Raw genomic sequence first — 26,628 nt, forward strand, 5'->3', positions numbered from 1 at the left:
CGCCGCAAGGCCAAACCGTTTGCCGTCGCCAGCCTGGGGTACCCGTGTGCTATGACGCGGTTTGGCTACACCCTGATGACCGAGCAGAACGGCCCCAAAGACCTTGTCCGAAACGCCGTTTCGGCCGAGCGACGGGGCTTTGACTTCGAGGTCTGCAGTGACCACTACTCGCCCTGGCTGGCGTCGCAAGGTCACGCACCCAATGCCTGGGCCGTGCTGGGCGCGGTGGCGCACGCCACCGAACGGGTAGATCTGTATTCGTATGTGACCTGCCCGACGATGCGCTATCACCCGGCGGTCGTCGCGCAGCAGGCGGCGACGGTGCAGATCCTCGCCGACGGCCGGTTCACGCTGGGGCTGGGCAGCGGTGAAAACCTCAACGAGCACGTCGTCGGCCAAGGCTGGCCGGCCATCAGCCAGCGATTGGACATGCTGCGCGAAGCCATCGAGATCATTCGTGCCCTGTTCGGCGGTGGATTGGTGGACTGGCGCGGTGACTACTACCAGGCCGACTCGGCCCGGCTCTGGGACCTGCCGGACGTGCCGGTGGGCATCGCGGTGTCGATGACCGGCCCCAAGTCGATCGCCAAGTTCGCCACGCTGGCCGACCACCTGGCCGCGGTGGAGCCCAACGGCGACCTCGTCCACGAATGGCACTCCGCGCGTCAGGCCAGCGGCATGGCGGGCGGTGGGCGGGTGATCGGCCAGGTGCCGGTCTGCTGGGACCCCGACCGCGACGCCGCCGTCCAGCGCGCCCACGACCAATTCCGCTGGTTCGGCGGCGGCTGGCACGTCAACGCCAACCTGCCGACCACGGCCGGATTCGCTGCCGCCACGCAGTTCGTCCGCCCGGAGGACGTCGCCGACAGCATTCCGTGCGGCCCGGATCTTGACGCGATCGCCGACGCGGTCCGGCCGTACTGGGAAGCCGGGTTCACCGACATCGCGCTGATCCAGATTGGCGGCGACGAACAGGACCTGTTCTTCAAGGAGGCGGCCGAACCGCTGCTCGACGCGCTGCGGTCCGCGGCCGGATGAAACCGGAGGAGACAGTAATGTCGCATCACCAAATGCACGGCAAGAGAGTCGCTTTCCTGGCCGCCGACGGCGTGGAGAAGGTCGAACTCGAACAACCCCGGGCCGCCCTGGAAGAGGCGGGCGCGCAGACCGAGCTGGTGTCACTGAAAACCGGCGAAATCCAGGCCCGCAACCACGATTTGGAGCCGGCCGGGACCTTCCCGGTCGACCGTGCGGTGTCCGACGTGTCGGTCGGCGACTTCGACGCGCTGGTTCTGCCCGGCGGGACGGTGAACCCGGACAAGCTGCGGCTGAATGATTCGGCGATCGCGTTCGTCCGTGACTTCGTCGAGTCCGGAAAGCCCGTCGCTGCGATCTGTCACGGTCCGTGGAGCCTGGTCGAGGCCGGTGTGGTTTCCGGGCGAACGGTGACCTCGTATCCGAGTATTCGCACCGATTTGCGCAACGCTGGCGCCAACGTCGTCGACGAGGAAGTGGCCATCGACGGGAATTTGATCTCCAGTCGCTCACCGTCGGATCTGCCGGCGTTTTGCTCGACAATCGTGGAGAAATTCGCGCACGCCCCGACGGGCGCCTAGCGGCCCGGGTTTCAACGCGGCGGTTTGCGGGCATAGGACCGCAAGGCGCCGCGACCGTCGCGGCGACGTGTCGGAAAGGCCCACGTGACCGCTTCGTACCTGGCGCCGCCCGTGACGGATTGTTTGGCCGCCGATGGGGTATACCCGCCGCAAGAGGACTCCCAACTGCTCGTCGACACCATGGAACGCACCGGGCTGGTGCCCGGACGGCGGGTTTTGGACCTGTGTACCGGCAGCGGTTACATCGCGATCGCCGCCGCCGAACTGGGTGCGGCCAGCGTGACCGCCTTCGACATCTGTCCCCGCGCCGTGCGGTGTTCGCAAGGCAATGCTTTCCACGCCGGCGTCGACGTCGACGTGCGGGAGGGGTCGTGGACCGGTGCGCTCGAATGCGGGCCGTTCGAAGTCATCATGGCCAATCCGCCTTACGTGCCCACCCCGCCGGCGGGAGACACCGAGGTGATCCCGCAGGCCGCCGGGCCGGCGTGGGCATGGAACGCCGGAGTCGACGGCAGGCTGGTATTGGATCCGATGTGCGAGTCGGCGTCCAGTCTGCTGTGCGACGGCGGCTCCATGTTGCTTGTGCAGTCCCGCTTCTCGGGCGTCGAACAGTCGATCGACACGCTGCGTTCAACCGGTCTCGATGCCGAAGTCGTTGCCACCCAATGGATCCCGTTTGGTCCGGTGATGTCTGCGCGGGCTCGATGGCTGGAGGGCACCGGCCGCATCCCGGCCGGTGCTCGGCAAGAGCAGCTGGTGGTGATCAGGGCGGACAAGCCGTGACACGAGTCAAGGTGATTCCCAACGGCCCGATCCTGATCGACGGACCGGTGCGCATCGAGATGCCAGACGGCAGCGTCGTCGAATCCGATCGGTTCATGGTGGCTGTGTGTACTTGCCGGCGCAGCAAGAACTATCCGCTGTGCGACACCAGCCATCGTCGCTGCCGAGGCTTACAGCGGGCGTCGTAGCGAGGACCCACCGGCCTTCCACGCCGCCACCATCGCGTCGCCGAGGCGGTCTTCGATCATCACGTGGGCGCGGATCCCGAACACCACGTCGTGCTCCAGCTGTGGTTCGCGCGCAACCAGATCGCCCACCACGTCGTGGCGCACCACCTGCTCGTGCACCGCGTCGGCCTCGACGTGCTCGCTGTAGAAGGCCACGCACTCCGCGGGCGCACCCAGCCGCTGCAGCGCCTCGACCAGCCGGCGCGAACCCGGTGGCGAGGTGATCTCCGTCGACGCGAAATGCCCGATCGCCGCGCCGCGCAACCAGCGGTGCAGACCGAACATCGACATCAGGTTCACCACCGCGAGCGATTCGGCCGGAACCGCGTCGAGATAACCCAGATACGTCGCATCCAATCCGGCAGCGGTCAACAAGTCGGCGAACAGCTGCTGGTGTACGCGTGCGCCACGCCCGGCGCCGTACTCGTCGTATTCGACTGCGACGAACGACGCCTTGGCCTGCCCGGAGAGCCGCGGAATCGCCCAGGCGTGCGGATCGCCCTCCTTGAGGTGATACAGCGACCGGTGCACGAAGTACTCGCGCATCTGCTCCCAGGTTCCGTTGTCGCGCAGCCAGAATGACGGTCCGGTCCCGTCGACGGATTCCATTGAGAGCGCGTCCATTTCGTCCGCCGCGGTGCGATCCGGCTCGATCGGGCCGACGTCGCGGCGGACCCCGGCCAAAAAGGCCCGCTCCAGCTGCCCGCGCAGGTGCAGCAGCCCGGGATTCCATTCCCAGGCCGGGTCGACACCGGCGAAGCCGCGGTAGTGCAGCTCATAGCACATGTACAGCGCAAGCTGCAGATCCAGCCCGTAGGGATCCGACTCGCGCACCGACGACCCGATGCGCGTGGGCTGATCGTGCGGTGCCGGTTCGGTGAGGCTGCGCCGGACGGCCATCGACAACGGTCCGTGCGCCGCCGGCAGCCGGGGTTCAAGCGCGGTCGGTGTGTGGGTCACGCACGGGTGTACCCGCGATGAGCCATCGGTCAAACGGGCGAGAAGGCCGTGTCGTAGGGGGCATGTACTATCGAACATATGTTCGAGTTCGATGCATCAGCTCAGGCTGCCGGCCCTTTTGCGGGTCTGGACGATGCTGGTGTGGTCGATGTCCTCACGACGGCGGCGCGCAACCAGAACGCGATGTGTGCGCGCGAGTTGGCGGCAATCGGTGAGCTGTATGCGCGGCGGGCGCCCGATGACGATGCCGACCGGATCAACTGGGCCATCGACGGGTACGAGAACGTGGCTGCCGAGGTGGCCGCGGCGTTGGGCATCAGCCGCGGACGAGCCCGCGGGCGGCTGCGCTACGCGATCGACCTGCGGGAGCGGCTGCCCCGGGTCGCCGAAACGTTTGCGCGGGGAGACGTCGACTTTCGGTTGATGGCCGCGGTGGTACGCCGCACGGAGTTGGTCGACGATCCCGAGCTGGTCGCCAAGCTGGATGCCGCGATCGCCCGGCACGGGCACAAGTGGATGCGGCTGTCCGAGCCCAAACTCATCGAGCGGATCGACATGTGGGTGGCCCGGTTCGACCCGGCGGGCCAGAAGATGCCGGGCCAGCGCAATGAGGATCGCTATGTCGAGGTCGGGCCGCTGGAGTCCGGCCTGGCCGGGGTGTGGGCTCAGCTGCACGCGCAGGACGGCGCCGCTTTGGACCAGAAGCTCGACTCGCTGGCAGCCACCGTTTGCGCCGCGGATCCGCGGACCAAGGCGCAGCGTCGCGCCGACGCGCTCGGTGCATTGGTGGCCGGCCTGGAGACCATGCGTTGTGAGTGCGGCTCACCGGAATGCCCAGCGGCACAACGGCGGCCGGCCACCGACGTGGTCATTCATGTGCTGGCAGAGCAGGCCACCATCGGTGGCGACTCGGAGGCGCCGGGCTATCTGCCAGGATTCGGGCCGCTGCCGGCAACCGCGTTGCGGGACCTCGCCGGGACGGCGAAGCTCAAGCCGCTCGCGACACCCTCGGCCGATGCACAGCCCGGGTATCGGCCGTCGGCGGCGCTGGCGGAATTCGTGCGGCTGCGCGATTTGACTTGCCGGTTTCCCGGGTGCGACCAGCCGGCCGAGGTGTGTGAGATCGACCACACCGTCCCGTTTCCGTTCGGTCCTACGCACCCGTCGAATCTCAAGCTCCTGTGCGGTTACCACCATCTTTTGAAGACCTTCTACACCGGCATCGGCGGTTGGGCCGACCGCCAGCTGGCCGATGGCACAGTCGAATGGACAGCGCCAACCGGCCATACATACACCACGAAACCCGGTGGTGCCGTGCTCTTCCCGGCTCTGGCCTTACCTACGGGCGAATTGGCGTTGCCTACCTGGGTGCCACCGGCATCCGAGAATCGTGGGCTGATGATGCCGTCCCGACGACGAACTCGGACCCAGGACCGTGCAGCGCGCATCGCCTACGAGCGCGCCATCAACGAGGCCCGTATCGCCGCCGAAGCGGTCCGCCAGGCCGAGCGCGTCGCGGCCTGCAACGACCCACCACCGTTCTAGCTACTTACGGCGGCGCGGAATGAACTCCTGCGCCTTGACTTTGATGCCCTCCCGCAGGATGCCGAACGCGTCCTCGTCACCTTTGAGCACCGATGTCGCGGCGGCCTTCATCTGGTCGAAGGTCGCGTGCGGCGGAACCGGCGGGATGTCGGGGTCGCAGTGCACGTCGAGCACTGTCGGGCGATCGGCGGCCAGCGCCTGATCCCACGCCGAGCCGATTTGGTCCGGATCGGTGAGCGTCGCCGAGCCCAAGCCCAAGCCAGCTGCGAAACCTGCATAGTCCACACTCGGAAGTGTTTGCGACTCGGGGAATTTCGGTGCTCCGGCCATCGCTCGCATCTCCCACGTCACCTGGTTGAGGTCGTTGTTGTGCAGAACCGTGACGATCAGCCGCGGATCGGCCCATTCCTTCCAGTAGTGCGCGATCGTGATCAGCTCGGCCATCCCGTTCATCTGCATCGCGCCGTCACCGGCGAACACGATCACCGGGCGGTTCGGGTTGGCGAACTTGCCGCCGATGCCATACGGCACGCCGGGACCCATCGTGGCCAGATTGCCCGACAGCGACCCCCGCATGTCGCCGCGGAATTTCAGTTGGCGCGCATACCAATTCGCCGCCGACCCGGAGTCGGCAGTGATGATCGCGTTGTCCGGCAGCTTGGGAGACAACTCCGCGAACAGCCGCATCGGGTTGATCGGATCGGCGGACACGTTGGCTTCCATTTCCATGGTTTCCCACCAGCGCTGCACGTTCTTCTCGATCTTCTCCCGCCAGGACCGGTCGGACTTGCGCTGAATCAACGGAATCAGCTCCCGCAGCGTCGCCGCGGCATCACCCACCAGGTTGACCTCGTTGGGGTAGCGCATGCCGATCAAGGCCGGGTCGATGTCGATCTGCACGCCTCGGGCGTCGCCGAATCCGGGCAGGAACTGTGTGTAGGGAAAACTCGAGCCGACGGTGAGCAGCGTGTCGCAGTCACGCATCAGCTCATAGCTGGGCCGCGTGCCGAGCAACCCGATCGAACCTGTCACCCAGGGCAGTTCGTCGGAGAGCACGTCCTTGCCCAGCAGCGGCTTGGCGACGCCCGCCCCGAGGAGATCCGCGATCTCGGTGACCTCCTTGACAGCTCCCTTCGCCCCACAGCCGACCAGCATGGCGACGCGCTCGCCGGCGTTGAGCACCTCGGCCGCCTTCTGCACGCCCTCCTTGGAGGCCGCGACCTCGGGCCACTCGAAGCCCAGACTCGACGGCACCATCTTGAATTCGTGGCTCGGCGGCGAATATTCGAGCTCCTGCACGTCGGCCGGGATGATGACGGCGGTCACCGTGCGCCGGGTCAGCGCAGTGCGGATGGCGCGGTCGAGCACGTTGGGCAGCTGCTCGGGCACGGTCACCATCTGGATGTACTCGCTGGCCACGTCCTTGAAGAGGCTCATCAGATCGACTTCTTGCTGGTAAGAGCCGCCCATCGCGCTGCGGTTGGTCTGCCCGACGATCGCCAGCACCGGTACCCGGTCGAGTTTGGCGTCGTAGAGGCCGTTGAGCAGGTGGATCGCCCCCGGGCCCGACGTCGCCGCGCACACCCCGAGACGGCCGGAGAACTTCGCGTAGCCGACTGCCTCGAACGCGGCCATCTCTTCGTGGCGGGCCTGCACGAACTTCGGCTTGTTGTCTGCGCGCCCCCAGGCTGCCAGCAGTCCGTTGATGCCGTCACCGGCGTAGGCGAAAACCTTCTCGATCTCCCAATCGCGCAGCCGTTCCAACACGAAGTCGGCAACCAGAGCGCTTCCCATTGCACACCTCTTCCTGTTCTGGGAGCAGATATCAGGAAGGTGGTTACCCACGCGGCGACGGCCTTAGACCACTTGAGTCGGGGTGGCGGGATTTGAACCCACGACCTCTTCGTCCCGAACGAAGCGCGCTACCAAGCTGCGCCACACCCCGCATAAAGCCACGACAGCGTATCGCACCGCCCCGTCTGCTCGCCAAAGCGGACTGCGCTGCTGCGTGGATCACACCGCGACGCGCGGCGCGATTTCGCCCACAGTGTGCACCGGAATAGCGCCCAAGGTCAGTAACGTTAAGCAACCTAATTGGTCCAGTGGAAGCGAGAGAATCATGACGGTCCTGGGTGCCGTGGTGTTCGGCGGGCTCCTGGTCGTCGGCGTGCTGTGGCTACTGGTGACCGCTCCGGCCAACGAAGCGCAGGAAGCCTGGGATCACGCCCAGCTGCACGAGCGTTCGAATTCGGCCAACGCCGCAGCCGACGGGGCTGGATTCAGCCCGTGGGCTTTGACCCACTCGTCGCAGAAGTAGGTGTCGGCGTAGCGGTCACCGCTGTCGGCAAGCAGCGTGACCACCGACCCGCTGCGGCCTGCGGCAACCATCTCGGCGATCAAGCCGAACGCTCCCCATAGATTGGTGCCCGTCGACGCGCCGACCCGGCGCCCCAGCACCGCGCTGGCGTGACGGGCGGCAGCGATTGACGCGGCGTCGGGAACCGAGACCATCCGGTCGACCACATCGGGCAGAAACGACGGCTCCACTCGCGGCCGGCCGATTCCTTCGATGCGCGACGACGCGTTGACGACGACGTCGGAGCGGCGCTCAGCGTAGGCGGCGAAAAACGCGGAGTTCTCCGGGTCGACCACGCACAACCGGGTGGCGTGCCGGCGATAGCGGATGTAGCGGCCGATCGTCGCGCTGGTGCCGCCGGTGCCCGCCCCGACGACGATCCAGTCAGGGATCGGGTGCTTCTCGTCGCGCATCTGCACGTAGATCGACTCGGCGATGTTGTTGTTGCCCCGCCAGTCGGTGGCCCGCTCGGCGTTGGTGAACTGATCCAGGTAATGCCCGCCGGTCTCGCGGGCCACCCGCTCCGCCTCGGCGTACACGTCACCCGAATGCTGCACGAAATGGCAACGCCCACCCTGTGATTCGATCAATGCGACCTTGGCTGCGCTGGTCGACGCGGGCATCACCGCGACGAACGGCAGGCCCAGTAGCGCAGCGAAATACGCTTCCGAGACCGCCGTCGAGCCCGACGACGCCTCGACCACCGTGGTGTCCTCTCCGATCCAGCCGTTGCACAGCGCGTAGAGGAACAGCGAGCGGGCCAATCGGTGTTTGAGACTGCCGGTGATGTGCGTCGTCTCGTCCTTGAGGTACAGCTCGACGCCGGCGTCGGCGCTCCACGCCGACGGCAGCGGGTAGCGCAGCAGATGAGTGTCGGCGCTGCGGCGGGCGTCCGCCTCGATCAATCGGATCGCGTTGTCCGTCCAGCCGCGTGGCCGGCAGCGAGCCGCAACGCGCGTCAATGCACCGAATACGTTGGCTGCGAACGCCCCCGGTCGCGGTGCGAGTCGCGCCCGCCGGTCGGTGCGGCGATCAGCGTCAGCAGCGTCGCCTCGGGCCGGCAGCAGAACCGCACCGGCGCAAACGGCGACGTGCCGATCCCCGCCGAAACGTGCAGCCGCATCGTCGCTCCCCAGCGCGACGCGCCCTTGGCCCGAGAGCGGTCCAGGCCCGAATTCGTCACCAGCGCACCGTAGAACGGCAAGCACAGCTGACCGCCGTGGGTGTGACCGGCCAGCACCAGCTGGTAGCCGTCGGCGGCGAAGCGGTCCAGCACCCGCGGCTCGGGCGAATGCGTCAGCCCCAGTCGCAGATTGGCCGCCGGGCTGGCCGGCCCGGCGATGGTCTCGTAGCGGTCGCGGGCGATGTGCGGGTCATCCACGCCGGCCGCGGCGATGTGCAGCCCGGCCACCTCGAACTCGCGACGGTTGTGGGTCAGATCCAGCCAGCCTCGCTCGGTGAACGCGGCCCGCAGGTCCTGCCAGGGCAGCGGCTGCCCGTGGACGCGGTGCCCGGGATTGGTCAGGTAGTTCATCGGGTTCTTCAGCCGCGGGCCGAAGTAGTCGTTGCTGCCGAACACGAAAACACCCGGCAGCGACAGCAGATCGCCCAGGGTCTGCACCACCGCGGGCACCGCCTTCGGGTGGGCCAGGTTGTCGCCGGTGTTGACCACCAGGTCGGGCTCCCAGCCGGCCAGTTCCCGCAGCCACGCCTGCTTGCGGCGCTGACCCGGCCGCATGTGGATGTCGCTGATGTGCAGCACCCGCAGCGGCGACGAGCCCGGCGTCAGCACGGGCATGGTCAGCTCTCGCACCACGAACGCGTTGCGTTCGATGATTGACGCGTAACCGATGCCGGCGACGGCCGAGCCCAGCGCGACGGCGCCGGTGGTTTTCAGGACTGCAGAAGCGGACATGCAGGCATGCTACTGCGCCGGGCTATGGCGGCGGCGGCTGCTCCGGTGCGGGAGGCGGCAACAGCGGGATCGTGATCGGCGGCAATCCCGGGATCTCGATGACTTGCGAGCCGATCGGCGCCGGCCCACCTTCCGGTGGCGGCGGCGGGGCCGGCGGGACGCCGTTGCTGATCTGGATGGTGACGACGGCGCCCGGGATTGTCTGGCCGCTGGGTGTCGTTCCGACCACTTCCCCGTACTTGGCGCTGCTGTTGACCGACGTCGGTTGGTCGGCGACCTGGAAACCAGCTTCCTTCAGACGCTGGCGCGCCCCGTCGACGTCCAGCCCGGCGACGCTGGGCACTCGCGAGTTGGGGCCGCCGTCGACATACCGCGGATCGGTCGGCGGCAGCTTGACTTCGCCGAACTTGTCCGCGATGGGCTTCATCGCGGTGAACCAGGTTCGGGCCGGCTCGTTACCGCCGTAGAGGTTGCCGTCGCCGCAGCGCCGCAGCGGCGAGGAGCACAGATCCGACGGCGAGCTGGAGTCGTCGTAGATGTAGTTGGCGGCCGCGTACTGGTTGGTGAAGCCGACGAAGCCCGACGAGCGGTGCGCCTCGGTGGTACCGGTCTTGCCGGACATCGGCAGGTTCCAGCCCGCCGCGGCGGCCGAGCCCGACGCGGTGCCGCCAGGCTGCGAGTCCTTGCTCAGCGCGTTGGCCAGCGTGTTCGCCAGGCCCTCCGGCACCACCTGGTCGCACGCCTCGGCGCTGACGGCCACCTCGTTGCCGTCGCGGTCGATCAGCTTGTCGATCGGGTTAGGCGGGCACCACTTGCCGCCGGATGCCAGCGTCGCCGCGACGTTCGACAGCTCCAACGCGTTGACCTCGAACGGCCCGAGGGTGAACGAGCCGATGTTCTGCCGCTTGATGAAATCGGCCAGGCTCTCGTTGCTGTTCTCGTCGTAGTCGCGGGCGCTGCCCGGATCGGCGTAGGAACGCAGCCCCAGCCGGACCGCCATATCCACCGCCCGCGGCACCCCCACCATCTGGATCAGCTTGGCGAACGCGGTGTTCGGCGAGGTGGCCAGCGCGTCTGTCACGTTCATCGACCCGCGGTAGTTGCCGGCGTTGACCACGCACCACGTCTCCTTGGGGCAGCCCTTGGCGCCGCCGCTGCCCATGCCCTTGGCCTGGAAGTGACCGGGCACTTCGAGCTGCATGTTGATGCCCATGCCCATCTCGAGCGCGGCGGCCGTGGTGAAGATCTTGAAGATCGACCCGGCACCGTCACCAACCAACGAGAACGGCTGCGGCCGCATGGTCTCGCCCGCGTCGGTGTTCAGCCCGTAGCGGCGGTTGCTCGCCATCGCGATCACCTTGTGCGAGTCTTTGCCGGGCCGGATCACGCTCATCACGCTGGCGATGCCGTTGAGGTCCGGGCTGGCGGACGCGTCGATCGCCGATTTGACCGAAGCCTGCACATCGGGGTCGAGGCTGGTGCGGATCGTGTACCCGCCGCGGGCGATCTGCTCCTTGCTGATGCCGGCCCGCGCCAGATAGGCCTGTACGTAATCGCAGAAGAATGCGCGGTCGCCGGCCGCGATGCAGCCACGCGGTAACTCGTTGGGCTGCGGCAGTATTCCCAGTGGCTCCGCCTTGGCGGCGCGCAACGCCTCGGCTTCCTGCGGCAAGTTCTCGATCATGGTGTCCAGCACCAGGTTTCGACGTGCCAGCGCGCCCTCGGGGTTGGTGTACGGATTGAGCGCGGTGGTCGACTGCACCATCCCGGCCAGAAGCGCCGCCTGCTGCCAATTCAGCTCGGAAGCGTTCACGCCGAAGTAGGTTTGCGCGGCGTCCTGCACACCAAAGGCGTTGTTGCCGAACGAAACCAGGTTCAGGTAACGCGTCAAGATCTCCGGCTTGGAAAACGTCTTGTCCAGCGTGAGCGCCATCCGGATTTCGCGTAGCTTGCGGGCCGGCGTGGTCTCGACCGCCGCGCGCTTTTCGGCGTCGGTCTGCGCGATCACCAGCAGTTGGTAGTTCTTCACATACTGCTGCTCGATGGTCGAACCGCCGCGGGTATCGACGTCGCCCGACGCGTAGCCGGCCAGCCCGTGCAGCGTGCCCTGCCAGTCGACGCCGTTGTGTTCGGCAAACCGCTTGTCCTCGATCGAGACGATTGCCAGCTTCATCGTGTTGGCGATCTTGTCGCTGGGCACCTCGAAGCGGCGTTGCGAGTACAGCCAGGCGATCGTGTTGCCCTTCGCATCGACCATCGTGGTGACGGCGGGGACGTCGCCCTCGAGTAGCTGAGCCGACCCGTTGGCGACGACTTCAGAGGCGCGGTTGGACATCAGCCCGATGCCGCCGACGGCAGGAAACAGGAGGGCGGCGACGATCACGGCGGCCAGCAGGCAGCACCCGGCGAGCTTGGCGACCGTAATAGCGGTCTGGGGCTGCTCCGGCTCCGGCATGGCTACTAGACTAGCGGCGCCGCGACGGAAGTCATCTGGAGTCATCTCAAGTGGCTGATGAGCATATTTTCCCCAGCGTCACAGGTCAGGGCCTATTCGTTGGTCCGTTCGACCCGTCGGGCGGCCCCTTCATGATCGGACGGCACAGTTGTGCCAAAAAAGGGGGTATCAAACCGTTGCGCAATTGGCACCTGACCACCTAACTTAGACGCACAGTGAGATACAGGTAACACCGACGTGCATAGTGTGGCCTAGATCGCATTGCCGATCTATACCGCGAGTCGGGGCCGTCGTACTGGCGGTGAGAGCGAAGAGGGGACGCTGGTGTCTGGTACACGGATCGCGGCACGGAAGGCGAACACTGCACCGGCAGGAAGCACCGTTCACCGTGCTGATTCCGAGTCACGAATCGCCTGGGTATCCAAGGCGCTCTGCCGGGCGGCCGACCCTGATGAGCTGTTTGTCCGCGGCGCTGCGCAACGCAAGGCCGCGGTGATCTGCCGGCACTGCCCGGTGATGCTGGAATGCGGCGCCGACGCGCTGGACAACCGGGTCGAGTTCGGGGTGTGGGGTGGCATGACCGAACGGCAGCGACGGGCACTGCTCAAGCAGCACCCCGAGGTGGAGTCCTGGGCGGAGTTCTTCGCTGCCCAGCGCAAGCACCGCAGCGCTGGCTAAGCCCTTACGCCGCGCCGTTGGTAGCCGTCATCTGATCGGCGATCGCGCGCAGCGCCTCGAGGTCGCACACGTCGAAGGGAAGCGAGGGCACTCCGACAATCGCGACGTGCGGATTGGCCCCGGTGAACCGCGACAACAGCCGAATCTCCCGCTTGGACGTCGCCGCCCGGTCGGCGTGAACCTGCAGGACCGCCCTGGCTAGGTCACCGGAGTCCGATTCGTTCTCCAGCGTCTCGGCGCCGTCGATGGCCCGCTCCACCGGCAACGAGCACAGCATCGGATGGGTGCGGTTCAGGATGAGACCGGCCAGCGGCATGCGCTCCTCGGAAAGCCGGTCGACAAAGAACGACGCCTCCCGCAGCGCGTCCGGCTCGGCCGCTGACACCACCACGAACTGCGTACCGCGTCGCTTCAGCAGCGCGTAGGTGCGGTCGGCCTTCTCCCGGAACCCGCCGAAGGTGGCATCCAGCGACTGCACGAAACCTGCAGCGTCGGAAAGCATTTGGGAGCCCAGGACGGTCGACAGCGCCTTCATCGCCAGGCCGACGGCGCCGGTGACCAGTCGGCCGATGCCGCGCCCGGGCCCGAGCAGCAGCCGCCACAGCCGGCTATCCATGAAGCTGCCCAACCGTTTCGGCGCGTCCAGGAAATCCAGCGCGTTGCGCGACGGCGGCGTGTCCACCACCACCAAGTCCCAACGGTCCTGGCTCAGCAGCTGGCCGAGCTTTTCCATCGCCATGTATTCCTGGGTGCCGGCCAGCGAGGTGGCGACCGTCTGGTAGAACTGGTTGTCCAGAATCGCTTGTGCGCGTTCGGGTCCGGAGTACTGGATCACCATCTCGTCGAACGTGCGGCGCATGTCGAGCATCATCGCGTAGAGCTGGCCCGGTACTTCGGGAGCCAGCGGCACGCGCTGCGGCGAGTTGCCAAGGTCGTTGATTCCCAACGCTTGTGCGAGCCGCTTGGCCGGGTCGATGGTCAATACCACGACGGTGCGGCCGTTCTCGGCTGCGCGCAACGCCATCGCGGCGGCAGTGGTGGTCTTGCCGACGCCGCCGGCGCCGCAGCACACCACCACCCGGTTGGTTTTGTCGGCCAGGATAGCGGCCACGTCCAGTCTCGGCGGCGTGGTACTCATCGAACTCCTTGCTGCGCAAGCACTTCGGAGAGCTCGTAGAGACTGCCGAGATCGACACCGTCGGCGATCGTGGGGAGCTCCAGCCGCGGCACTTGCAACTCGTCGAGCTGCTCGGCGGTTTCGGCGCGGGCGGTGATGCGGGTGGCGTGCTGGATGGTCTCGGTCAGCAGGCCGGCGAAATCGTGGTCGTTCAGCGTGATTCCGGCCTTCGCAAGTCCTGCCCGCACCGCGTCGGCGTCGATGTCGCCCTCGGCCGCCTTGGCCAGGTCGTCGGGCTGCAGGTAGGCCGGGATGTTGCGGTTGACGATCACGCTGCCGATCGGCAGGTTCAACTCCTGCAACTCGTCGATGGCCTCCATGGTCTCCTGCATGGGCAGCGCCTCCAGCAGCGTCACCAGGTGTACGGCGGTCTGGTCGGAATGCAGCAGCTGGACCACACCCTCGCTTTGCGAATACACCGGCCCACCCTTGGCCAGATCGGCCACCGCCCTGGTGACGTCCAAAAAGCGCGCGATGCGACCCGTCGGCGGCGCATCGACCACGACTGCGTCGTACACGGGCTGCCGGTCCTTGCCGACGCGGATCACCGACTCCTTGATCTTTCCGGTGAGCAGCACGTCGCGCAGGCCCGGCGCGATCGTCGTGGCGAACTCGATCGCGCCGATGCGCCGCATCGCCCGGCCGGCGATGCCGAGGTTGTAGAACATGTCGAGGTATTCCAGGAACGCGGCCTCGATGTCGATTGCCAGCGCGTTGACGAGGCCGCCATGTTCGGCGGTCGCGATCTTGACCTCTTTGTAGGGCAGCGGCGGCACGTCGAAAAGTTGCGCAATCCCTTGGCGCCCTTCGACTTCCACGAGCAACACCTTGCGCCCGCCGGACGCCAGGGTCAGTGCGAGCGCGGCGGCGACGGTCGACTTACCGGTGCCCCCCTTGCCGGTCACGAAATGCAAGCGGGCCTTCTCCAGTCGTGCTGGCCAGCCGATGGAAGCAACGCTGCTTGGTGTGGTCGCCACCAAAGCATGCTAACCAACGTGCGTTGTCACCCGACGGATAAGCTCGGGCTATGACCCAACCGACCGCCTGGGAGTACGCAACCGTCCCGCTCTTGACGCACGCCACCAAACAAATCCTCGACCAGTGGGGTGCCGACGGCTGGGAGCTGGTTTCGGTGCTGCCCGGTCCGACGGGTGAGCAACACGTCGCGTATCTGAAACGCCCGAAGTGAGCGCGGGGTCTGCCAAGGCCCGGCTCGCTGAGCTCGGCATCGAGCTCCCGGCAGTGGTGAAGCCGCTGGCCGCCTACGTTCCCGCCGTGCGCACCGGCAACCTGGTGTACACGGCCGGCCAGCTGCCGATGCAGGACGGCAAGCTGGCCGGCGCCGGCAAGGTCGGCGCCGAGGTCAGCCCCGAGGACGGCAAGGAGCTGGCGCGGCTCTGCGCGCTCAACGCGCTGGCGGCAGTGGATTCGCTGGTGGGCATCGATGCGGTGATCCAGGTGGTCAAGGTGGTCGGGTTCGTCGCCTCCGCCCCCGGGTTCAGCGGTCAGCCGGGGGTCGTCAACGGCGCGTCGGAGCTGCTCGCCGAGGTGTTCGGGGACCGCGGCGCGCATGCGCGTTCGGCGGTCGGCGTTGCCGAGTTGCCGCTCGATGCGCCGGTGGAAGTCGAGCTCGTCGTCGAGGTGGGGTCCTGAAGCACCCCGCCTACGGACAGCTGCGACCGGTCACCGACACCGCCTCGGTGCTGTTGGCCCACAACCCCGGCTTGATGACGCTGGAGGGCACCAACACCTGGGTGCTGCGCGGCCCGCGCAGCGACGAGGCGGTGATTGTCGACCCCGGACCCGACGACGACGAGCACATCGCCGGTGTCGCGGCCGTCGGCCGGGTCTCGCTGATACTGATCAGCCATCGGCACGGCGACCACACCGACGGCATCGACAAGCTGGTCGACGCGACCGGCGCGGTCGTGCGATCGGTGGGCAGCGGGTGGTTGCGCGGCCTCGGCGGCCATCTGGTCGACGGCGAAGTGATCGACGCGGCGGGGCTGACGATCCGCGTGCTGGCCACGCCCGGGCACACCGCCGACTCGGTGTCGTTCGTTCTCGACGACGCCGTGCTCACCGCGGACACCGTGTTAGGCCGCGGCACGACGGTGATCGACAAGGACGACGGCAGCCTGGCCGACTATCTGGAGTCGCTGCAGCGGCTGCGGGGCCTGGGGCCGCGGCGGGTACTGCCCGGCCACGGGCCGGATCTGGACGACCTCGCGGCCGTCGCCACCGGCTACCTGGAGCACCGCGAGCAGCGGCTGGACCAGGTGCGCTCGGCATTGCGCGAACTCGGCGACGACGCCACCGTGCGCCAAGTCGTCGAACACGTCTACGTCGACGTCGACGAGAAGCTGTGGGACGTCGCCGAATGGTCGGTGCAGGCCCAGCTGGACTACTTGCGTCGCTGAGATTGCGCACAGTGTTGTCGATCCGGCGGGATCACGACACTGGATGCAATCTCACCGCGCGCGGTCGAATGCTCGCTTAGTTGCGCCCGGGCTTACCGCGCTCGGCGGGCCAACCGCTCCGAGTCCGAGATCAGTACGCTCTTGCCCTCCAGGCGAATCCAGCCGCGATGGGCGAAGTCGGCCAGCGCCTTGTTGACGGTCTCCCGCGACGCGCCGACCAGCTGAGCGATCTCCTCCTGGGTCAGGTCGTGGGTAACCCGCATCGCGCCACCCTCCTGGGTGCCGAACCGCTGCGCCAGCTGCAGCAGCTGCTTGGCCACCCGGCCCGGCACGTCGGTGAAGATGAGGTCCGCCAAGTTGTTGTTGGTGCGACGAAGCCGGCGGGCCAGCACACGCAGCAGCTGCTCGGCGATCTCCGGACGGTCGGCGATCCATGCCCGCAGCGCGTCGCGGTCCATCGAGACCGCCCGCACCTCGGTGATCGTCGTGGCGCTCGAAGTCCGGGGACCGGGGTCGAAAATCGACAATTCACCGAACATGTCGGACGGGCCCATGATCGTCAGCAGGTTCTCCCTGCCGTCCGGCGAACGCCGACCGATCTTCACCTTGCCGGAAATGATGATGTACAGCCGGTCGCCCGGCTCCCCTTCCGCGAAAACGGTATGCCCACGCGGGAAGTCGACGGGCTGCAATTGTTTGGTCAGCGCGGCGACGGCGCTGGGTTCGACTCCCTGGAAGATTCCGGCCCTCGCCAGGATCTCGTCCACGTTGCCCCTTAGCTGCTTGAATAATGTGATGCGCGCACGGCCCATCAGTTGTTTGTGAGCTGAGTCTAGAGGTAGGCCGCTAACCCAACGTGCCAACGCTACACACGATTGGCGTGCCGAGGCGGCCCAAACTGCCGATTCGTTCGGGAATGCCGGTGCCGTGGCGTCGCCAAACCCGGTGGTTCGGTGTGACGGCGGTGCAGGCGGTCCAGTGCCTCGGGCATGCCTTCGCGGGCCAGCGTGCTCATGTCCGCGGCCTCGGCCTGTTCGAAAAACTCCGCGACGTCGCGGGCGGAAAGCGTGTCGTCGACCAAACCGGCCTCGAGGCGGGACAGCCCGAACGTCGCCAACATCAGCAACCCTGGAATGAACGCCACCAGCAGCCACGACACATCCAGGAAGTAAACACGGCAAAGGTCTCAGTGGGATTACGAAATAGTGGCTATCGCCGCCAAGTACGCTGTCGGACGTGACGACGGGCAAGACCGAGGAGACCCGCCTCGGATTGGTGCGACGAGCTCGTCGAATGAATCGTAAACTGGCACAAGCGTTTCCGCATGTCTATTGCGAGCTGGACTTCACCAACCCGCTGGAGTTGACGGTGGCCACCATCCTGTCGGCGCAAAGCACCGACAAGCGGGTCAACCTGACCACCCCGGCGTTGTTCGTCCGCTATCGCACCGCACTGGATTACGCGAAGGCCAACCGCGAAGAACTCGAAAACCTCATCCGCCCCACCGGTTTCTACCGCAACAAGGCGGCGGCGTTGATCGGCCTCGGGCAGGCACTGGTCGAGCGGTTCGACAGCGAGGTGCCCTCGACCATGGAGGAGCTGGTGACGCTGCCCGGAGTGGGGCGCAAGACGGCCAATGTCATCCTCGGGAACGCGTTCGGTATCCCGGGAATCACCGTCGACACTCATTTCAAGCGGCTGGTTCGGCGGTGGCGGTGGACCTCCGAGGACGACCCGGTGAAGATCGAGCATGCCGTCGGCGAGCTCATCGAGCGGAGGGAGTGGACCGACCTGTCGCACCGGGTGATCTTTCACGGGCGCCGGGTCTGTCATGCCCGCAAGCCGGCATGCGGCGTGTGCGTGCTGGCCAAGGACTGTCCGTCGTTCGGGACCGGGCCCACCGACCCGCTGATCGCCGCGCCGCTGGTTCAGGGCCCCGAAAAAGAGCACCTGCTGGCGCTGGCCGGGTTGTGAGCGCCCGGACCGGTTGGACCCTGGCGATCCTGCTCGTGATCGTGGGCTTGGTGGGGGCGCTGCTGGTCGAGTTGCGCGACACCTATCACTTGTCGACGCCGCCCTCGGCGAGCGGCCCCAGCCGTGAACACCGCGACGCCGACACGCCCGAGGCGCTGGCCGAACCGCGCCGGCGCGCCGACTTGCCGCCCTGTCCGGCAGCGGGTACCGGCGCCGGGCCGGCGGCGCTGCGCGGCATCACGGTGGAGTGTGCGGCCGACGGCTCGACGGTCGAGGTGGCCCGCGCGCTGGCCGGTCGGCGCGTGCTGCTCAACCTGTGGGCGTATTGGTGCAAACCGTGCAAGGCCGAATTGCCGGCGATGGCCGAGTATCAGCGCCGCGCCGGATCGGCCGTGACGGTGGTGACCGTGCACCAGGACGAGAACGAAACGGCCGGCCTGCTGCAGCTGGCCCAACTTGGTGTGCGGTTGCCGACCCTGCAGGATGGTCGGCGGCGGATGGCGGCCGCATTGCGGGTACCCAATGTGATGCCCGCGACAGTGGTGCTGGCGCCGGACGGTAGCGTTGCGCAGACCCTGCCGCGGGCGTTCGCCACCGCCGACGAGATCGCGGCCGCGGTTTCGGGTCAGAGGTGAGACCAGGGAGGGCCGGTTGAGCGCTGCGGTTCCGCTGACACCGGAGCTCGGGCCGTCCTGGCTGCGTCCGTTGGTCGACAACGTCGGCCAGGTGCCGGAAGCCTTCCGCCGCCGACTGCCCCCCGACGTGCTGGCGATGGTGACCGCGGCCAAGGCGACGGCGTCGGCCCGCCGCAACGGCCGCGACGCCGCGGTGCTGGTGCTGTTCTCCGGTCCGGAGTCCGGCCCGCCCGACGGTGGTGTTCCCGACGACGCCGACCTGCTGGTCACCGTTCGCGCCTCCACCTTGCGTCACCACGCCGGGCAGGCGGCGTTTCCCGGCGGCGCATGCGATCCCGGTGACGACGGCCCGGTGGCCACCGCCCTGCGGGAGGCGCGCGAAGAGACCGGCATCGACGTGGACCGGCTGCATCCGCTGGCGACCATGGAACGAACCTTCATCGCGCCGTCGGGTTTTCACGTCGTCCCGGTGCTCGCATACTCGCCCGATCCCGGCCCGGTGGCCGTCGTCGACGAGGCGGAGACGGCGGTTGTCGCGCGGGTTCCGGTGCGCGCCTTCATCAACCCTGCGAACCGGCTGATGGTGTATCGGCGCACCTTGCATCGCCGCTTCGCGGGCCCGGCTTTCCTGTTGAATGAGATGCTGGTGTGGGGTTTCACTGGCCAGGTCATCTCCGCGATGCTCGACGTCGCGGGCTGGGCGCAGCCATGGGACACCACCGACGTCCGCGAACTCGACGAAGCCATGGCTCTGGTCGGCGATGAGGGTGGTGCACGATGACCCCGTCACAGTGGTTGGACATCGCGGTGCTCGCGGTCGCTTTCATTGCGGCCATATCTGGTTGGCGCTCAGGCGCATTGGGCTCGCTGCTCTCGTTCATCGGGGTCCTCCTCGGCGCCGTCGCCGGGGTGCTGCTGGCCCCGCACATCGTCACCCACATCGCCGCCGCGCGAGCCAAGCTGTTCGCCGCGCTGTTTTTGATCCTGGGATTGGTCGTCATCGGCGAGGTCGCCGGCGTCGTGCTGGGCCGGGCGGTGCGCGGTGCGATCCGCAGCCGCATCATCCGGTTCTTCGACTCGCTCATCGGGGTGGCGGTGCAGATGGTGGTGGTGCTGATAGCGGCGTGGCTGCTGGCGACCCCACTGACGTCGTCGACCGGTCAGCCGAATCTTGCTGCGGCGGTGCGTGGTTCGCGGGTGCTGGCCGAGGTGAACCAGGTTGCGCCGCCGTGGCTCAAGACGGTGCCCAAGCGGCTGTCGTCGCTGCTGGACACCTCGGGTCTGCCACAGGTGTTGGAGCCGTTCAGCCGCACCCCGGTCGCCGCGGTGGCGACACCCGACGCCGGGCTGTCCAGCAACCCGGTGGTGGCAGCCACCCAGCCCAGTGTGGTCAAGATCCGTGCGATCGCACCCGGCTGCCAGAAAGTATTGGAAGGCAGCGGATTTGTGCTTTCGCCCGACCGGGTGATGACCAATGCGCACGTGGTGGCCGGAGCGAACAACGTCACGGTCGAGGCCAGCGGGAACCCCTACGATGCCACCGTGGTGTCCTACGACCCGTCCGTCGACATCGCCATTCTGGCCGTCCCGAACCTGCCGCCGCCGCCGCTGGCGTTCGCCGACGGCGCTGTCAAGGGAGGCACCGACGCGTTGGTGCTCGGTTATCCCGGGGGCGGCGGCTTTGTCGCGACGCCGGCCAGAGTGCGGGAGATCATCGAGCTGTCCGGTCCGGACATTTATCGCGACGCGACGGTCAACCGCGAGGTCTACACGATCAGAGCCACTGTGGAGCAAGGTAATTCGGGTGGTCCGCTGATCGACCTGAACGGCAAGGTACTCGGTGTGGTGTTCGGCGCGGCGGTCGACGACAACGACACCGGTTTTGTGCTGACCGCCAAAGAGGTCGCCGGCCAGCTGGCGAAGATCGGCGACACCGCGCCGGTGGGCACCGGCGCCTGCGTCAGCTGAGTTCGGGCCCGTACACCTGCCCCAAGAACCGGGCCAGGTGGCCGTTGACTTCCTGCGGCGCCTCTTCGTGACTGAAATGCCCTGCGCCGGAAACCATTACGTAATGACCGTGCGGCGCGTAGCGCTGGGTGCGTGCGACTGGGTCGGCCAGCACGTAGGGATCGGCGTCACCGCGAATGTGCAAAACAGGGATACCTGCGCGACGAGTCATAGACCTCATGAACCGCCGGCCCTCGTCGCGCAACTGGCTGCGCACCGCCCAGCGCTGGTACTCCAGCGCGGAATGCGCCGCCGACGGAATCTGGATCGCCTGCCGCAGATGGCCGATCGTTTCGGAAAAATCCTCCGACGCAACCCATTTGGCGCTGGCGCGGCTACGCACCAACCGCTCGACTTCGTCGCCGTGGTGCCGGGTCAGCGAGCGCTCCGGCCAGATCGGCACCTGATAGCGCAGCAGCGACGGCAACAGCGCGCGCGCCTGGTCGCGGCGGGTCAACGCGGAGACACGCAAGGCCGCGGGATGCGGTGAGCTGACCACCGCGATCGCGCGGACCAGCCGGGAGTGCAGCACCGAAGTGGCCCAGCAGACCAGTCCGCCGTCGGCGTGGCCGACCAGGGTCGCCGACGAGTGCCCGAGCGCGCGGATCAGCCCGGCGGTGTCGCCGGCCAGCGTCCAGCCGTCGTACCCACGTGGGGGTTTGTCGCTGCCGCCGTACCCGCGCAGATCCACGGCGACCGCGCGCACCCCGGTCAGGCCGCGCAGCTGGTGGCGCCACGACCACCAGAAGGAGGCGAAGCCGTGCAGCATGATCACCAGTGGGCGGGCCGTCGCCGGCGTGCCCGCATCCTGGTCGGATGGTTGCGCCTCGACGACGTGGAATCGAATACCGTTGGCGTGTATGTCCAGATGGCGCCATGGCCCGTCGATACGGGTCACCGACGGATCTGGTGGCGCCATTTACCAACCCGAGGGGTCAGCGGGTGTTCCGCCGGTGCCGAGCGCCTGCTGGCCGGCCTTGTCGTGACCCGGCGTGAAGGCGGTGCGGGTCTCTTTGACTGATTCGATGGTTTGGCGCGGTCCGCGGATCCGGCGGACCTTCAAGAATCCGAACAGCGCCAGCACCGCGGTGAAGACCACCATGATTCCGAACACGATCAGGAACGCGACCCAGCGCCACAACCAGGTATCGAGCAACTCGGCGAGGAAGAAGAAGAAAAAGAAGGTCGAGTAGAACAGCACCACAAGCGCCGCGATGAAAAAGATGCTGCCGGTCAGTCCCTTCTTGACATCGCGGGTGATTTCGGCGCGGGCCAGTTCCACTTCCGCGCGCACCAGCGTCGACATCTGCGCAGTCGCGTCGCGGACCAGGTCGCCGATCGACGGCTCGACGGGCAGCGCATGCGGGTCGGTCAACGGGATGGTGGTCAGCGTGCTGGGCACGCCGTCCTTGCTGCCGTTGCCGGCCTTCTTGCGATCTGGCTTGCTCACAGACGGTCCTCCCGGCCGAACCTGATTGTCGTCGCGGTTCATGTTGCCATGGGCACCGGTGCCAGACGAGGCCAACCAATGAGCGGCGGTCACGTTAGACTGACCCAGCCGGGTCCCATGGGCGGAATAGTTGACGGGAGTAACTCTTTGCAGACCACGCACTGCCGGCTGTTCCGTGTTGCTGCGGCATTAGTGATGGCCTCGCTGTTTGCCGTCGCTGGCCCACGCACCGCCGCAGCCGACGACAGGGTTCCGATGGGCGGCGGTGCGGGCATCGTCATCGACGGCGACACCATGTGCACGTTGACCAGCATCGGCAACGACAACACCGGCGCGCTGGTCGGCTTCACCTCGGCGCACTGCGGCGGGCCGGGCGCTCAGGTCTCCGCCGAGGCGGCGCAAAACCGCGGCATCATCGGCACGATGGTGGCCGGCAACGACAGCCTCGACTACGCCGTGATCCGCTTCGACCCGGCCAAGGTAGTGCCGGTGCCCAACTTCGACGGCTTTGAGATCGACGGCATCGGCCCCGACCCGTCCGCCGGCCAGATCGCCTGCAAGCAGGGCCGCACCACCGGCAACTCCTGCGGCGTCGTCTTCGGGCCGGGCCAGGACCCGGGCACCCTCGTCATGCAGGTGTGCGGGCAGCAGGGCGACTCGGGTGCGCCGGTCGTCGTCGACAATCTGCTCGTCGGGATGATCCACGGCGCGTTCAGCGAAAACCTGCCGACCTGCATCATCAAATACATCCCGCTGCACACCCCGGCGACCGTGGTGTCGATCAACGCGGTGCTGGCCGACCTGGCCGCCAAGGGCCGCCCGGGCGCGGGGTTCGTCCCGGTGTCGGCCAATCCGGCTACCTAGTTACTTAGCCGCGCGGATCGCGTCGAACACGCCCGGGTCCAGCAGTGTCGAGGTGTCGCCGAGTTCCCGGTTTTCGGCGATGTCGCGCAGCAGCCGGCGCATGATCTTGCCGCTGCGGGTCTTCGGCAACTCGGGGACCACGTGCAGCTCGCGCGGCCGGGCGATCGGCGAGATCTCCTTGGCGACATGCCCGCGCAGCTCGTCGATGATCTCCTCGCCGAGCGTCTCCGGCTGATCGGCCTGCAGCACGACGAACGCGCAGATCGCCTGACCGGTGGTGTCGTCGGTGGCGCCGACGACGGCGGCCTCGGCCACCCCGGAATGCCCGACCAGCGCCGACTCCACCTCGGCGGTGGAGATCCGGTGGCCGGACACGTTCATCACGTCGTCGATGCGGCCGACCACCCAGATGTCGCCGTCGGCGTCGTAGCGGGCGCTGTCCCCGGCGAAATACCAGCCCTGCTCGGCGAACTTCGACCAGTACGTCTCGCGGTAACGCTCCGGGTCGCCCCAGATGCCGCGCAGCATGGCCGGCCATGGCTGGTCGATGACGAGATAGCCCGTGGCATCGACGCCGGGCGTCAGTTGGTTGCCCTCGTCGTCGACGATCTTGGCGGAGATGCCAGGCAGCGGCGTCATCGCCGAACCCGGCTTGGCGGCGGCCACGCCGGGCAGCGGTGAGATCATCGCGGCGCCGGTCTCCGTCTGCCACCAGGTGTCCACCACCGGGGTCGTGTCGGCGCCGAGGACGTCGCGGTACCAGCGCCAGGCCTGCGGGTTGATCGGCTCGCCGACCGATCCCAGCAGCCGCAGGCTGGACAGGTCGTGGGCGTCGGGAATCTGCCGGCCCCACTTCATGAACGTGCGGATCAGCGTCGGCGCGGCGTAATAGATTGTGACACCGTAGGATTCGATGATCTCGAAATGGCGGTGCTCAGTCGGGGAGGCCGGCGTGCCCTCGTAGAGAATCTGGGTGACGCCGTTGGACAGCGGCCCGTAGACGCTGTACGTGTGCCCGGTGACCCAGCCGATGTCGGCGGTGCACCAGAACACGTCGGTCTCCGGTTTGACGTCGAAGATGCTGTAGTGGGTGAACGACGACTGGGTGAGAAACCCGCCGCTGGTGTGCATGATGCCCTTGGGCTTGCCGGTAGTGCCCGACGTGTAGAGCAAAAACAACGGGTGCTCGGCGTCGAAGGCTTGAGGGCTGTGTTCGGCGGGCGCGGGGTCGACGACGTCGTGCCACCACAGGTCGCGGCCCTCGGTCCACGGCACGTCGATGCCGGTGCGGCGGACCACCACCACGTGCTCCACGGGGCTGTCGTCGCCGACGGCCTCGTCGGCGGCCTCCTTCAGCGGCATGGGCTTGCCGCCGCGGAACTGGCCGTCGGCGGTGATCAGCACTTTGGCTTCGGCGTCGGCGATCCGGGCGCGCAGCGCCTTGGCGGTGAAACCGGCGAACACCACGCTGTGCATGACACCCAGCCGCGCGCAGGCCAGCATCGCGACGATCGACTCGGGGATCATCGGCATATAGATGGCGACGCGGTCTCCGGCGACCAGCCCGAGGCGGCTCAGCGCGTTGGCGGCCTTGCACACCTCGGTCTGCAGGTCGGCGTAGGTCAAAACACGGCTCTCGCCGACCGGCTCGCCCTCCCAGTAGATGGCGGCGCGGTCGCCGTGGCCGGCCTCGACGTGACGGTCCACGCAGTTGTAGGCGACGTTGAGCTTGCCGCCGACGAACCACTTGGCGAACGGCGCGTCCGACCAGTCCAGCACCTGCTCGAACGGCGTCGCCCAGGACAGTCGGTTGGCCTGCTCGGCCCAGAACTTCAGCCGGTCCTGCTCGGCCTCGCGGTATGCCTCTTCGCTGATGTTCGCCTGCGCTGCGAACTCCGGCGGCGGCGGGAACGACGACGGCGCTTCGGTCACGGGCGCAAGCCTAGCTATAGCTAGGGTCGGCGGCATGGTGCGTGCGGTGGCGGCGGCAGCGGTGGTTGCCGCCGCAGTGCTGGGGCTCACCGATTGCGGTGGCGGCGGCGAGCGCACCGACGTGGTGATCGTCAACGCCGGCGAGCCGCAGAACCCGCTGATCCCCACCAACACCAACGACACCAACGGCGGGCGCGTCATCGACCGACTGTTCGCCGGCTTGATGTCGTATGACGCCAAGGGCACACCGTCGCTGGAGGTGGCGCAGTCGATCGAGACCACCGACAACGTCACCTACACGATCACCCTCAAACCGGGATGGACGTTTTCCGACGGCTCGCCGGTCACGGCGCACTCGTTCGTCGACGCATGGAACTACGGCGCGCTGGCCACCAATGCTCAACTGCAGCAAAGCCTATTCGGCCCGATCGTCGGCTTCGACGACGTCGCGGCCGCCGAGCCCAAAGCCCGCACCATGTCCGGGCTGCGGGTGCTCGACGACCACCAGTTCACCGTCCGGCTCAAGGCACCGACCATCGACTTCCAACTGCGCCTTGGCTTTTCGGCGTTCTACCCGCTGCCGGCGGCGGCGTTCAAGGACATGGCCGCGTTCGGGCAGCACCCGATCGGCAACGGCCCCTACCGGCTCGCCGACCGGGACGCCTGGCTGCACAACGTCAAAATCGAGCTGGAGCCCAACCCCGGCTACCACGGCAACCGGATGCCGCAGAACAAGGGGCTGCGCTTCGTGCTCTACGCCAACCTCGACACCGCCTACGCCGACCTGCTGTCCGCCAATCTCGATGTGCTGGACAGCATTCCGCCCAGTGTGCTGCCGGTCTACCGCAAAGACCTGGGCGACCGCGCGGTCACCGCGCCGGCCGCGACCAACCGCACGCTCGACACCCCGCTGCGGCTGCCGCATTTCGGCGGGGAGGAGGGCCGGCTGCGCAGGCTGGCGCTGGCGGCGGCCATCAACCGTCCGCAGATCTGCCGGCAGATCTTCAACGGAACATGCGAGCCCGCCCGCGATTTCACCGCCAGCTCGCTGCCCGGCTACAACCCCGGCATCGCCGGCAACGACGCGCTGGACTTCGACCCCGACCGGGCGCGGCGGCTGTGGGCACAGGCCGACGCCATCTCGCCGTGGAGCGGCCAGTACGCGATCGGCTACAACGCCGACGGCGGCCATCAGGAGTGGGTGGACGCGGTGGCCAACAGCATCAAGAACGTGCTGGGCATCGACGCGGCCGGCGCGCCGCAACCCACCTTCGCCGGCTTTCGCACCCAGATCACCAGCCGGACCATCGCCACGGCGTTTCGGGCCGGCTGGCAAGGCGACTACCCGTCGATGCTCAGCTTCTTAGAACCACTGTTCGTCACCGGCGCCGGAGCCAACGACGTCGGCTACTCCAACCCGCGCTTCGACGCGGCGCTGGCCCGCGCCGCCGCCGCCCCCAATCTGGCGCAGTCCTACGCGCTGACCACCGAGGCGCAGCGAATCCTGTTGCGCGACATGCCCGTCGTACCACTGTGGTACGTCGTCACCGTGGCCGGCCGGTCATCGGCGGTCAGCAACGTCGTGCTCACCTGGAACGGGCTGCCCGACTACGAACACATCGTGAAGGCCTGAG

27 protein-coding genes and 1 tRNA gene are annotated in these 26,628 nt (G+C 67.6%); 15 read left to right on the forward strand and 13 right to left on the reverse strand.

The annotated features are described in order from the left end of the window. Positions 1-51 precede the first annotated feature (51 nt). The 4 genes from G6N47_RS09245 (at position 52) to G6N47_RS09260 (ending at position 2,587) form a co-directional block, all read left to right on the forward strand. Positions 52-1,038 (forward strand): LLM class F420-dependent oxidoreductase, encoded by a 987-nt coding sequence (locus G6N47_RS09245; protein WP_083131228.1) that lies wholly within the window; start codon positions 52-54, stop codon positions 1,036-1,038. A 17-nt stretch (positions 1,039-1,055) separates the two neighbouring features. Beyond that, the gene (locus G6N47_RS09250) at positions 1,056-1,616 is read left to right on the forward strand and encodes a type 1 glutamine amidotransferase domain-containing protein (RefSeq protein WP_083131262.1); all 561 of its coding nucleotides are present in this window, start codon (positions 1,056-1,058) and stop codon (positions 1,614-1,616) included. Between the two features lie 84 nt (positions 1,617-1,700). Further along, positions 1,701-2,399: a HemK2/MTQ2 family protein methyltransferase gene (locus G6N47_RS09255; RefSeq protein ID WP_083131227.1), complete on the forward strand. Its 699-nt coding sequence runs from the start codon at positions 1,701-1,703 to the stop codon at positions 2,397-2,399. Then, positions 2,396-2,587 (forward strand): CDGSH iron-sulfur domain-containing protein, encoded by a 192-nt coding sequence (locus tag G6N47_RS09260; protein ID WP_232080156.1) that lies wholly within the window; start codon positions 2,396-2,398, stop codon positions 2,585-2,587. Before G6N47_RS09255 ends, G6N47_RS09260 begins: the two co-directional genes overlap by 4 nt. On the opposite strand, the gene G6N47_RS09265 is transcribed toward G6N47_RS09260, so the two are convergent. Then, positions 2,570-3,526, reverse strand: a complete 957-nt coding sequence (locus G6N47_RS09265; RefSeq protein WP_232080324.1) for an iron-containing redox enzyme family protein — start codon at positions 3,524-3,526, stop codon at positions 2,570-2,572. The genes G6N47_RS09260 and G6N47_RS09265 overlap by 18 nt on opposite strands. Positions 3,527-3,664: 138 nt before the next feature. Here G6N47_RS09265 and G6N47_RS09270 point away from each other — a divergent pair, with 138 nt between their 5' ends. Next, positions 3,665-5,131: an HNH endonuclease signature motif containing protein gene (locus G6N47_RS09270; RefSeq protein ID WP_083131224.1), complete on the forward strand. Its 1,467-nt coding sequence runs from the start codon at positions 3,665-3,667 to the stop codon at positions 5,129-5,131. Here G6N47_RS09270 and G6N47_RS09275 read toward each other — a convergent pair whose 3' ends face one another. The 5 genes from G6N47_RS09275 to ponA2 form a co-directional block, all read right to left on the reverse strand. Further along, positions 5,132-6,925, reverse strand: a complete 1,794-nt coding sequence (locus tag G6N47_RS09275; protein ID WP_083131223.1) for a thiamine pyrophosphate-requiring protein — start codon at positions 6,923-6,925, stop codon at positions 5,132-5,134. A 77-nt stretch (positions 6,926-7,002) separates the two neighbouring features. After that, a tRNA-Pro gene (locus tag G6N47_RS09280) sits at positions 7,003-7,076 on the reverse strand. A 275-nt stretch (positions 7,077-7,351) separates the two neighbouring features. Continuing rightward, positions 7,352-8,449 (reverse strand): L-cysteine desulfhydrase Cds1, encoded by a 1,098-nt coding sequence (gene cds1 / locus G6N47_RS09285; RefSeq protein WP_179966375.1) that lies wholly within the window; start codon positions 8,447-8,449, stop codon positions 7,352-7,354. Next, the gene (locus G6N47_RS09290) at positions 8,446-9,402 is read right to left on the reverse strand and encodes a metallophosphoesterase (RefSeq protein ID WP_083131221.1); all 957 of its coding nucleotides are present in this window, start codon (positions 9,400-9,402) and stop codon (positions 8,446-8,448) included. The genes cds1 and G6N47_RS09290 overlap by 4 nt, the downstream gene beginning before the upstream one ends. Before the next feature lie 22 nt (positions 9,403-9,424). Then, positions 9,425-11,857, reverse strand: a complete 2,433-nt coding sequence (ponA2, locus tag G6N47_RS09295) for a transglycosylase/D,D-transpeptidase PonA2 (RefSeq protein ID WP_083131220.1) — start codon at positions 11,855-11,857, stop codon at positions 9,425-9,427. Between the two features lie 324 nt (positions 11,858-12,181). On the opposite strand from ponA2, the gene G6N47_RS09300 reads away from it, so the two are divergent. Continuing rightward, positions 12,182-12,535, forward strand: a complete 354-nt coding sequence (locus tag G6N47_RS09300) for a WhiB family transcriptional regulator (RefSeq protein WP_083131219.1) — start codon at positions 12,182-12,184, stop codon at positions 12,533-12,535. Positions 12,536-12,539: 4 nt separating this feature from the next. On the opposite strand, the gene G6N47_RS09305 is transcribed toward G6N47_RS09300, so the two are convergent. Continuing rightward, positions 12,540-13,673 (reverse strand): ArsA family ATPase, encoded by a 1,134-nt coding sequence (locus G6N47_RS09305; protein ID WP_083131218.1) that lies wholly within the window; start codon positions 13,671-13,673, stop codon positions 12,540-12,542. Next, the gene (locus G6N47_RS09310) at positions 13,670-14,692 is read right to left on the reverse strand and encodes an ArsA family ATPase (protein ID WP_139799425.1); all 1,023 of its coding nucleotides are present in this window, start codon (positions 14,690-14,692) and stop codon (positions 13,670-13,672) included. Before G6N47_RS09310 ends, G6N47_RS09305 begins: the two co-directional genes overlap by 4 nt. Before the next feature lie 47 nt (positions 14,693-14,739). Here G6N47_RS09310 and G6N47_RS09315 point away from each other — a divergent pair, with 47 nt between their 5' ends. The 3 genes from G6N47_RS09315 to G6N47_RS09325 are packed head-to-tail and all read left to right on the forward strand — an operon-like array spanning position 14,740 to position 16,132. Beyond that, on the forward strand, positions 14,740-14,901 hold the full coding sequence (locus G6N47_RS09315) for a DUF4177 domain-containing protein (RefSeq protein WP_099539648.1): 162 nt from the start codon (positions 14,740-14,742) through the stop codon (positions 14,899-14,901). Further along, positions 14,898-15,365: a RidA family protein gene (locus tag G6N47_RS09320; RefSeq protein ID WP_083131216.1), complete on the forward strand. Its 468-nt coding sequence runs from the start codon at positions 14,898-14,900 to the stop codon at positions 15,363-15,365. Before G6N47_RS09315 ends, G6N47_RS09320 begins: the two co-directional genes overlap by 4 nt. After that, positions 15,362-16,132 (forward strand): MBL fold metallo-hydrolase, encoded by a 771-nt coding sequence (locus tag G6N47_RS09325; RefSeq protein WP_083131215.1) that lies wholly within the window; start codon positions 15,362-15,364, stop codon positions 16,130-16,132. Before G6N47_RS09320 ends, G6N47_RS09325 begins: the two co-directional genes overlap by 4 nt. A gap of 92 nt (positions 16,133-16,224) precedes the next feature. Here G6N47_RS09325 and crp read toward each other — a convergent pair whose 3' ends face one another. Continuing rightward, positions 16,225-16,899: a cAMP-activated global transcriptional regulator CRP gene (gene crp / locus G6N47_RS09330; RefSeq protein WP_023368605.1), complete on the reverse strand. Its 675-nt coding sequence runs from the start codon at positions 16,897-16,899 to the stop codon at positions 16,225-16,227. 98 nt (positions 16,900-16,997) lie between these two features. Further along, positions 16,998-17,252: a hypothetical protein gene (locus G6N47_RS09335; protein ID WP_139799436.1), complete on the reverse strand. Its 255-nt coding sequence runs from the start codon at positions 17,250-17,252 to the stop codon at positions 16,998-17,000. Between the two features lie 173 nt (positions 17,253-17,425). Here G6N47_RS09335 and nth point away from each other — a divergent pair, with 173 nt between their 5' ends. Genes nth through marP form a run of 4 tightly spaced genes read left to right on the forward strand, consistent with a single transcriptional unit; the run spans position 17,426 to position 20,709 of the window. After that, entirely contained in the window at positions 17,426-18,106 is a 681-nt protein-coding gene (gene nth, locus G6N47_RS09340) for an endonuclease III (protein WP_083131213.1), read from the forward strand. After that, positions 18,103-18,741, forward strand: a complete 639-nt coding sequence (locus tag G6N47_RS09345) for a TlpA family protein disulfide reductase (RefSeq protein WP_083131212.1) — start codon at positions 18,103-18,105, stop codon at positions 18,739-18,741. Before nth ends, G6N47_RS09345 begins: the two co-directional genes overlap by 4 nt. Before the next feature lie 16 nt (positions 18,742-18,757). Then, entirely contained in the window at positions 18,758-19,522 is a 765-nt protein-coding gene (locus tag G6N47_RS09350; RefSeq protein ID WP_083131211.1) for an NUDIX hydrolase, read from the forward strand. Beyond that, the gene (gene marP, locus G6N47_RS09355; RefSeq protein WP_083131210.1) at positions 19,519-20,709 is read left to right on the forward strand and encodes an acid resistance serine protease MarP; all 1,191 of its coding nucleotides are present in this window, start codon (positions 19,519-19,521) and stop codon (positions 20,707-20,709) included. The genes G6N47_RS09350 and marP overlap by 4 nt, the downstream gene beginning before the upstream one ends. Here marP and G6N47_RS09360 read toward each other — a convergent pair. Together G6N47_RS09360 and G6N47_RS09365 are read right to left on the reverse strand one after the other, a co-directional pair. After that, the gene (locus G6N47_RS09360) at positions 20,702-21,667 is read right to left on the reverse strand and encodes an alpha/beta fold hydrolase (protein ID WP_083131209.1); all 966 of its coding nucleotides are present in this window, start codon (positions 21,665-21,667) and stop codon (positions 20,702-20,704) included. The genes marP and G6N47_RS09360 overlap by 8 nt on opposite strands. Beyond that, positions 21,668-22,198, reverse strand: a complete 531-nt coding sequence (locus tag G6N47_RS09365) for a phage holin family protein (protein WP_232080157.1) — start codon at positions 22,196-22,198, stop codon at positions 21,668-21,670. It lies immediately after the preceding gene. Positions 22,199-22,345: 147 nt separating this feature from the next. On the opposite strand from G6N47_RS09365, the gene G6N47_RS09370 reads away from it, so the two are divergent. Further along, the gene (locus G6N47_RS09370; RefSeq protein ID WP_372517532.1) at positions 22,346-23,062 is read left to right on the forward strand and encodes a S1 family peptidase; all 717 of its coding nucleotides are present in this window, start codon (positions 22,346-22,348) and stop codon (positions 23,060-23,062) included. Here the strand turns inward: G6N47_RS09370 and acs are convergent, their stop codons facing one another. Further along, on the reverse strand, positions 23,063-24,994 hold the full coding sequence (gene acs, locus G6N47_RS09375; RefSeq protein ID WP_232080158.1) for an acetate--CoA ligase: 1,932 nt from the start codon (positions 24,992-24,994) through the stop codon (positions 23,063-23,065). Positions 24,995-25,028: 34 nt separating this feature from the next. Between acs and G6N47_RS09380 the strand changes: the two genes are divergently transcribed. Continuing rightward, complete coding sequence (locus G6N47_RS09380; RefSeq protein WP_083131205.1) at positions 25,029-26,627, forward strand: peptide ABC transporter substrate-binding protein; 1,599 nt, start codon at positions 25,029-25,031, stop codon at positions 26,625-26,627. Position 26,628 lies beyond the last annotated feature (1 nt).

Origin of the sequence: Mycobacterium branderi (assembly GCF_010728725.1) — a bacterium.
Classification (GTDB): domain Bacteria; phylum Actinomycetota; class Actinomycetes; order Mycobacteriales; family Mycobacteriaceae; genus Mycobacterium; species Mycobacterium branderi.

Bases quoted from the DNA above. Each gene is read 5' to 3' on its own strand.
- nth (WP_083131213.1), top strand. From the start codon at position 17,426: ATGAATCGTAAACTGGCACAAGCGTTTCCGCATGTCTATTGCGAGCTG.
- G6N47_RS09305 (WP_083131218.1), bottom strand. From the start codon at position 13,673: ATGAGTACCACGCCGCCGAGACTGGACGTGGCCGCTATCCTGGCCGAC.
- G6N47_RS09250 (WP_083131262.1), top strand. From the start codon at position 1,056: ATGTCGCATCACCAAATGCACGGCAAGAGAGTCGCTTTCCTGGCCGCC.
- G6N47_RS09245 (WP_083131228.1), top strand. From the start codon at position 52: ATGACGCGGTTTGGCTACACCCTGATGACCGAGCAGAACGGCCCCAAA.
- G6N47_RS09270 (WP_083131224.1), top strand. From the start codon at position 3,665: ATGTTCGAGTTCGATGCATCAGCTCAGGCTGCCGGCCCTTTTGCGGGT.
- G6N47_RS09335 (WP_139799436.1), bottom strand. From the start codon at position 17,252: ATGTTGGCGACGTTCGGGCTGTCCCGCCTCGAGGCCGGTTTGGTCGAC.
- marP (WP_083131210.1), top strand. From the start codon at position 19,519: ATGACCCCGTCACAGTGGTTGGACATCGCGGTGCTCGCGGTCGCTTTC.
- G6N47_RS09380 (WP_083131205.1), top strand. From the start codon at position 25,029: ATGGTGCGTGCGGTGGCGGCGGCAGCGGTGGTTGCCGCCGCAGTGCTG.
- G6N47_RS09290 (WP_083131221.1), bottom strand. From the start codon at position 9,402: ATGTCCGCTTCTGCAGTCCTGAAAACCACCGGCGCCGTCGCGCTGGGC.
- G6N47_RS09315 (WP_099539648.1), top strand. From the start codon at position 14,740: ATGACCCAACCGACCGCCTGGGAGTACGCAACCGTCCCGCTCTTGACG.
- G6N47_RS09360 (WP_083131209.1), bottom strand. From the start codon at position 21,667: ATGGCGCCACCAGATCCGTCGGTGACCCGTATCGACGGGCCATGGCGC.
- G6N47_RS09275 (WP_083131223.1), bottom strand. From the start codon at position 6,925: ATGGGAAGCGCTCTGGTTGCCGACTTCGTGTTGGAACGGCTGCGCGAT.
- ponA2 (WP_083131220.1), bottom strand. From the start codon at position 11,857: ATGCCGGAGCCGGAGCAGCCCCAGACCGCTATTACGGTCGCCAAGCTC.
- G6N47_RS09265 (WP_232080324.1), bottom strand. From the start codon at position 3,526: ATGGCCGTCCGGCGCAGCCTCACCGAACCGGCACCGCACGATCAGCCC.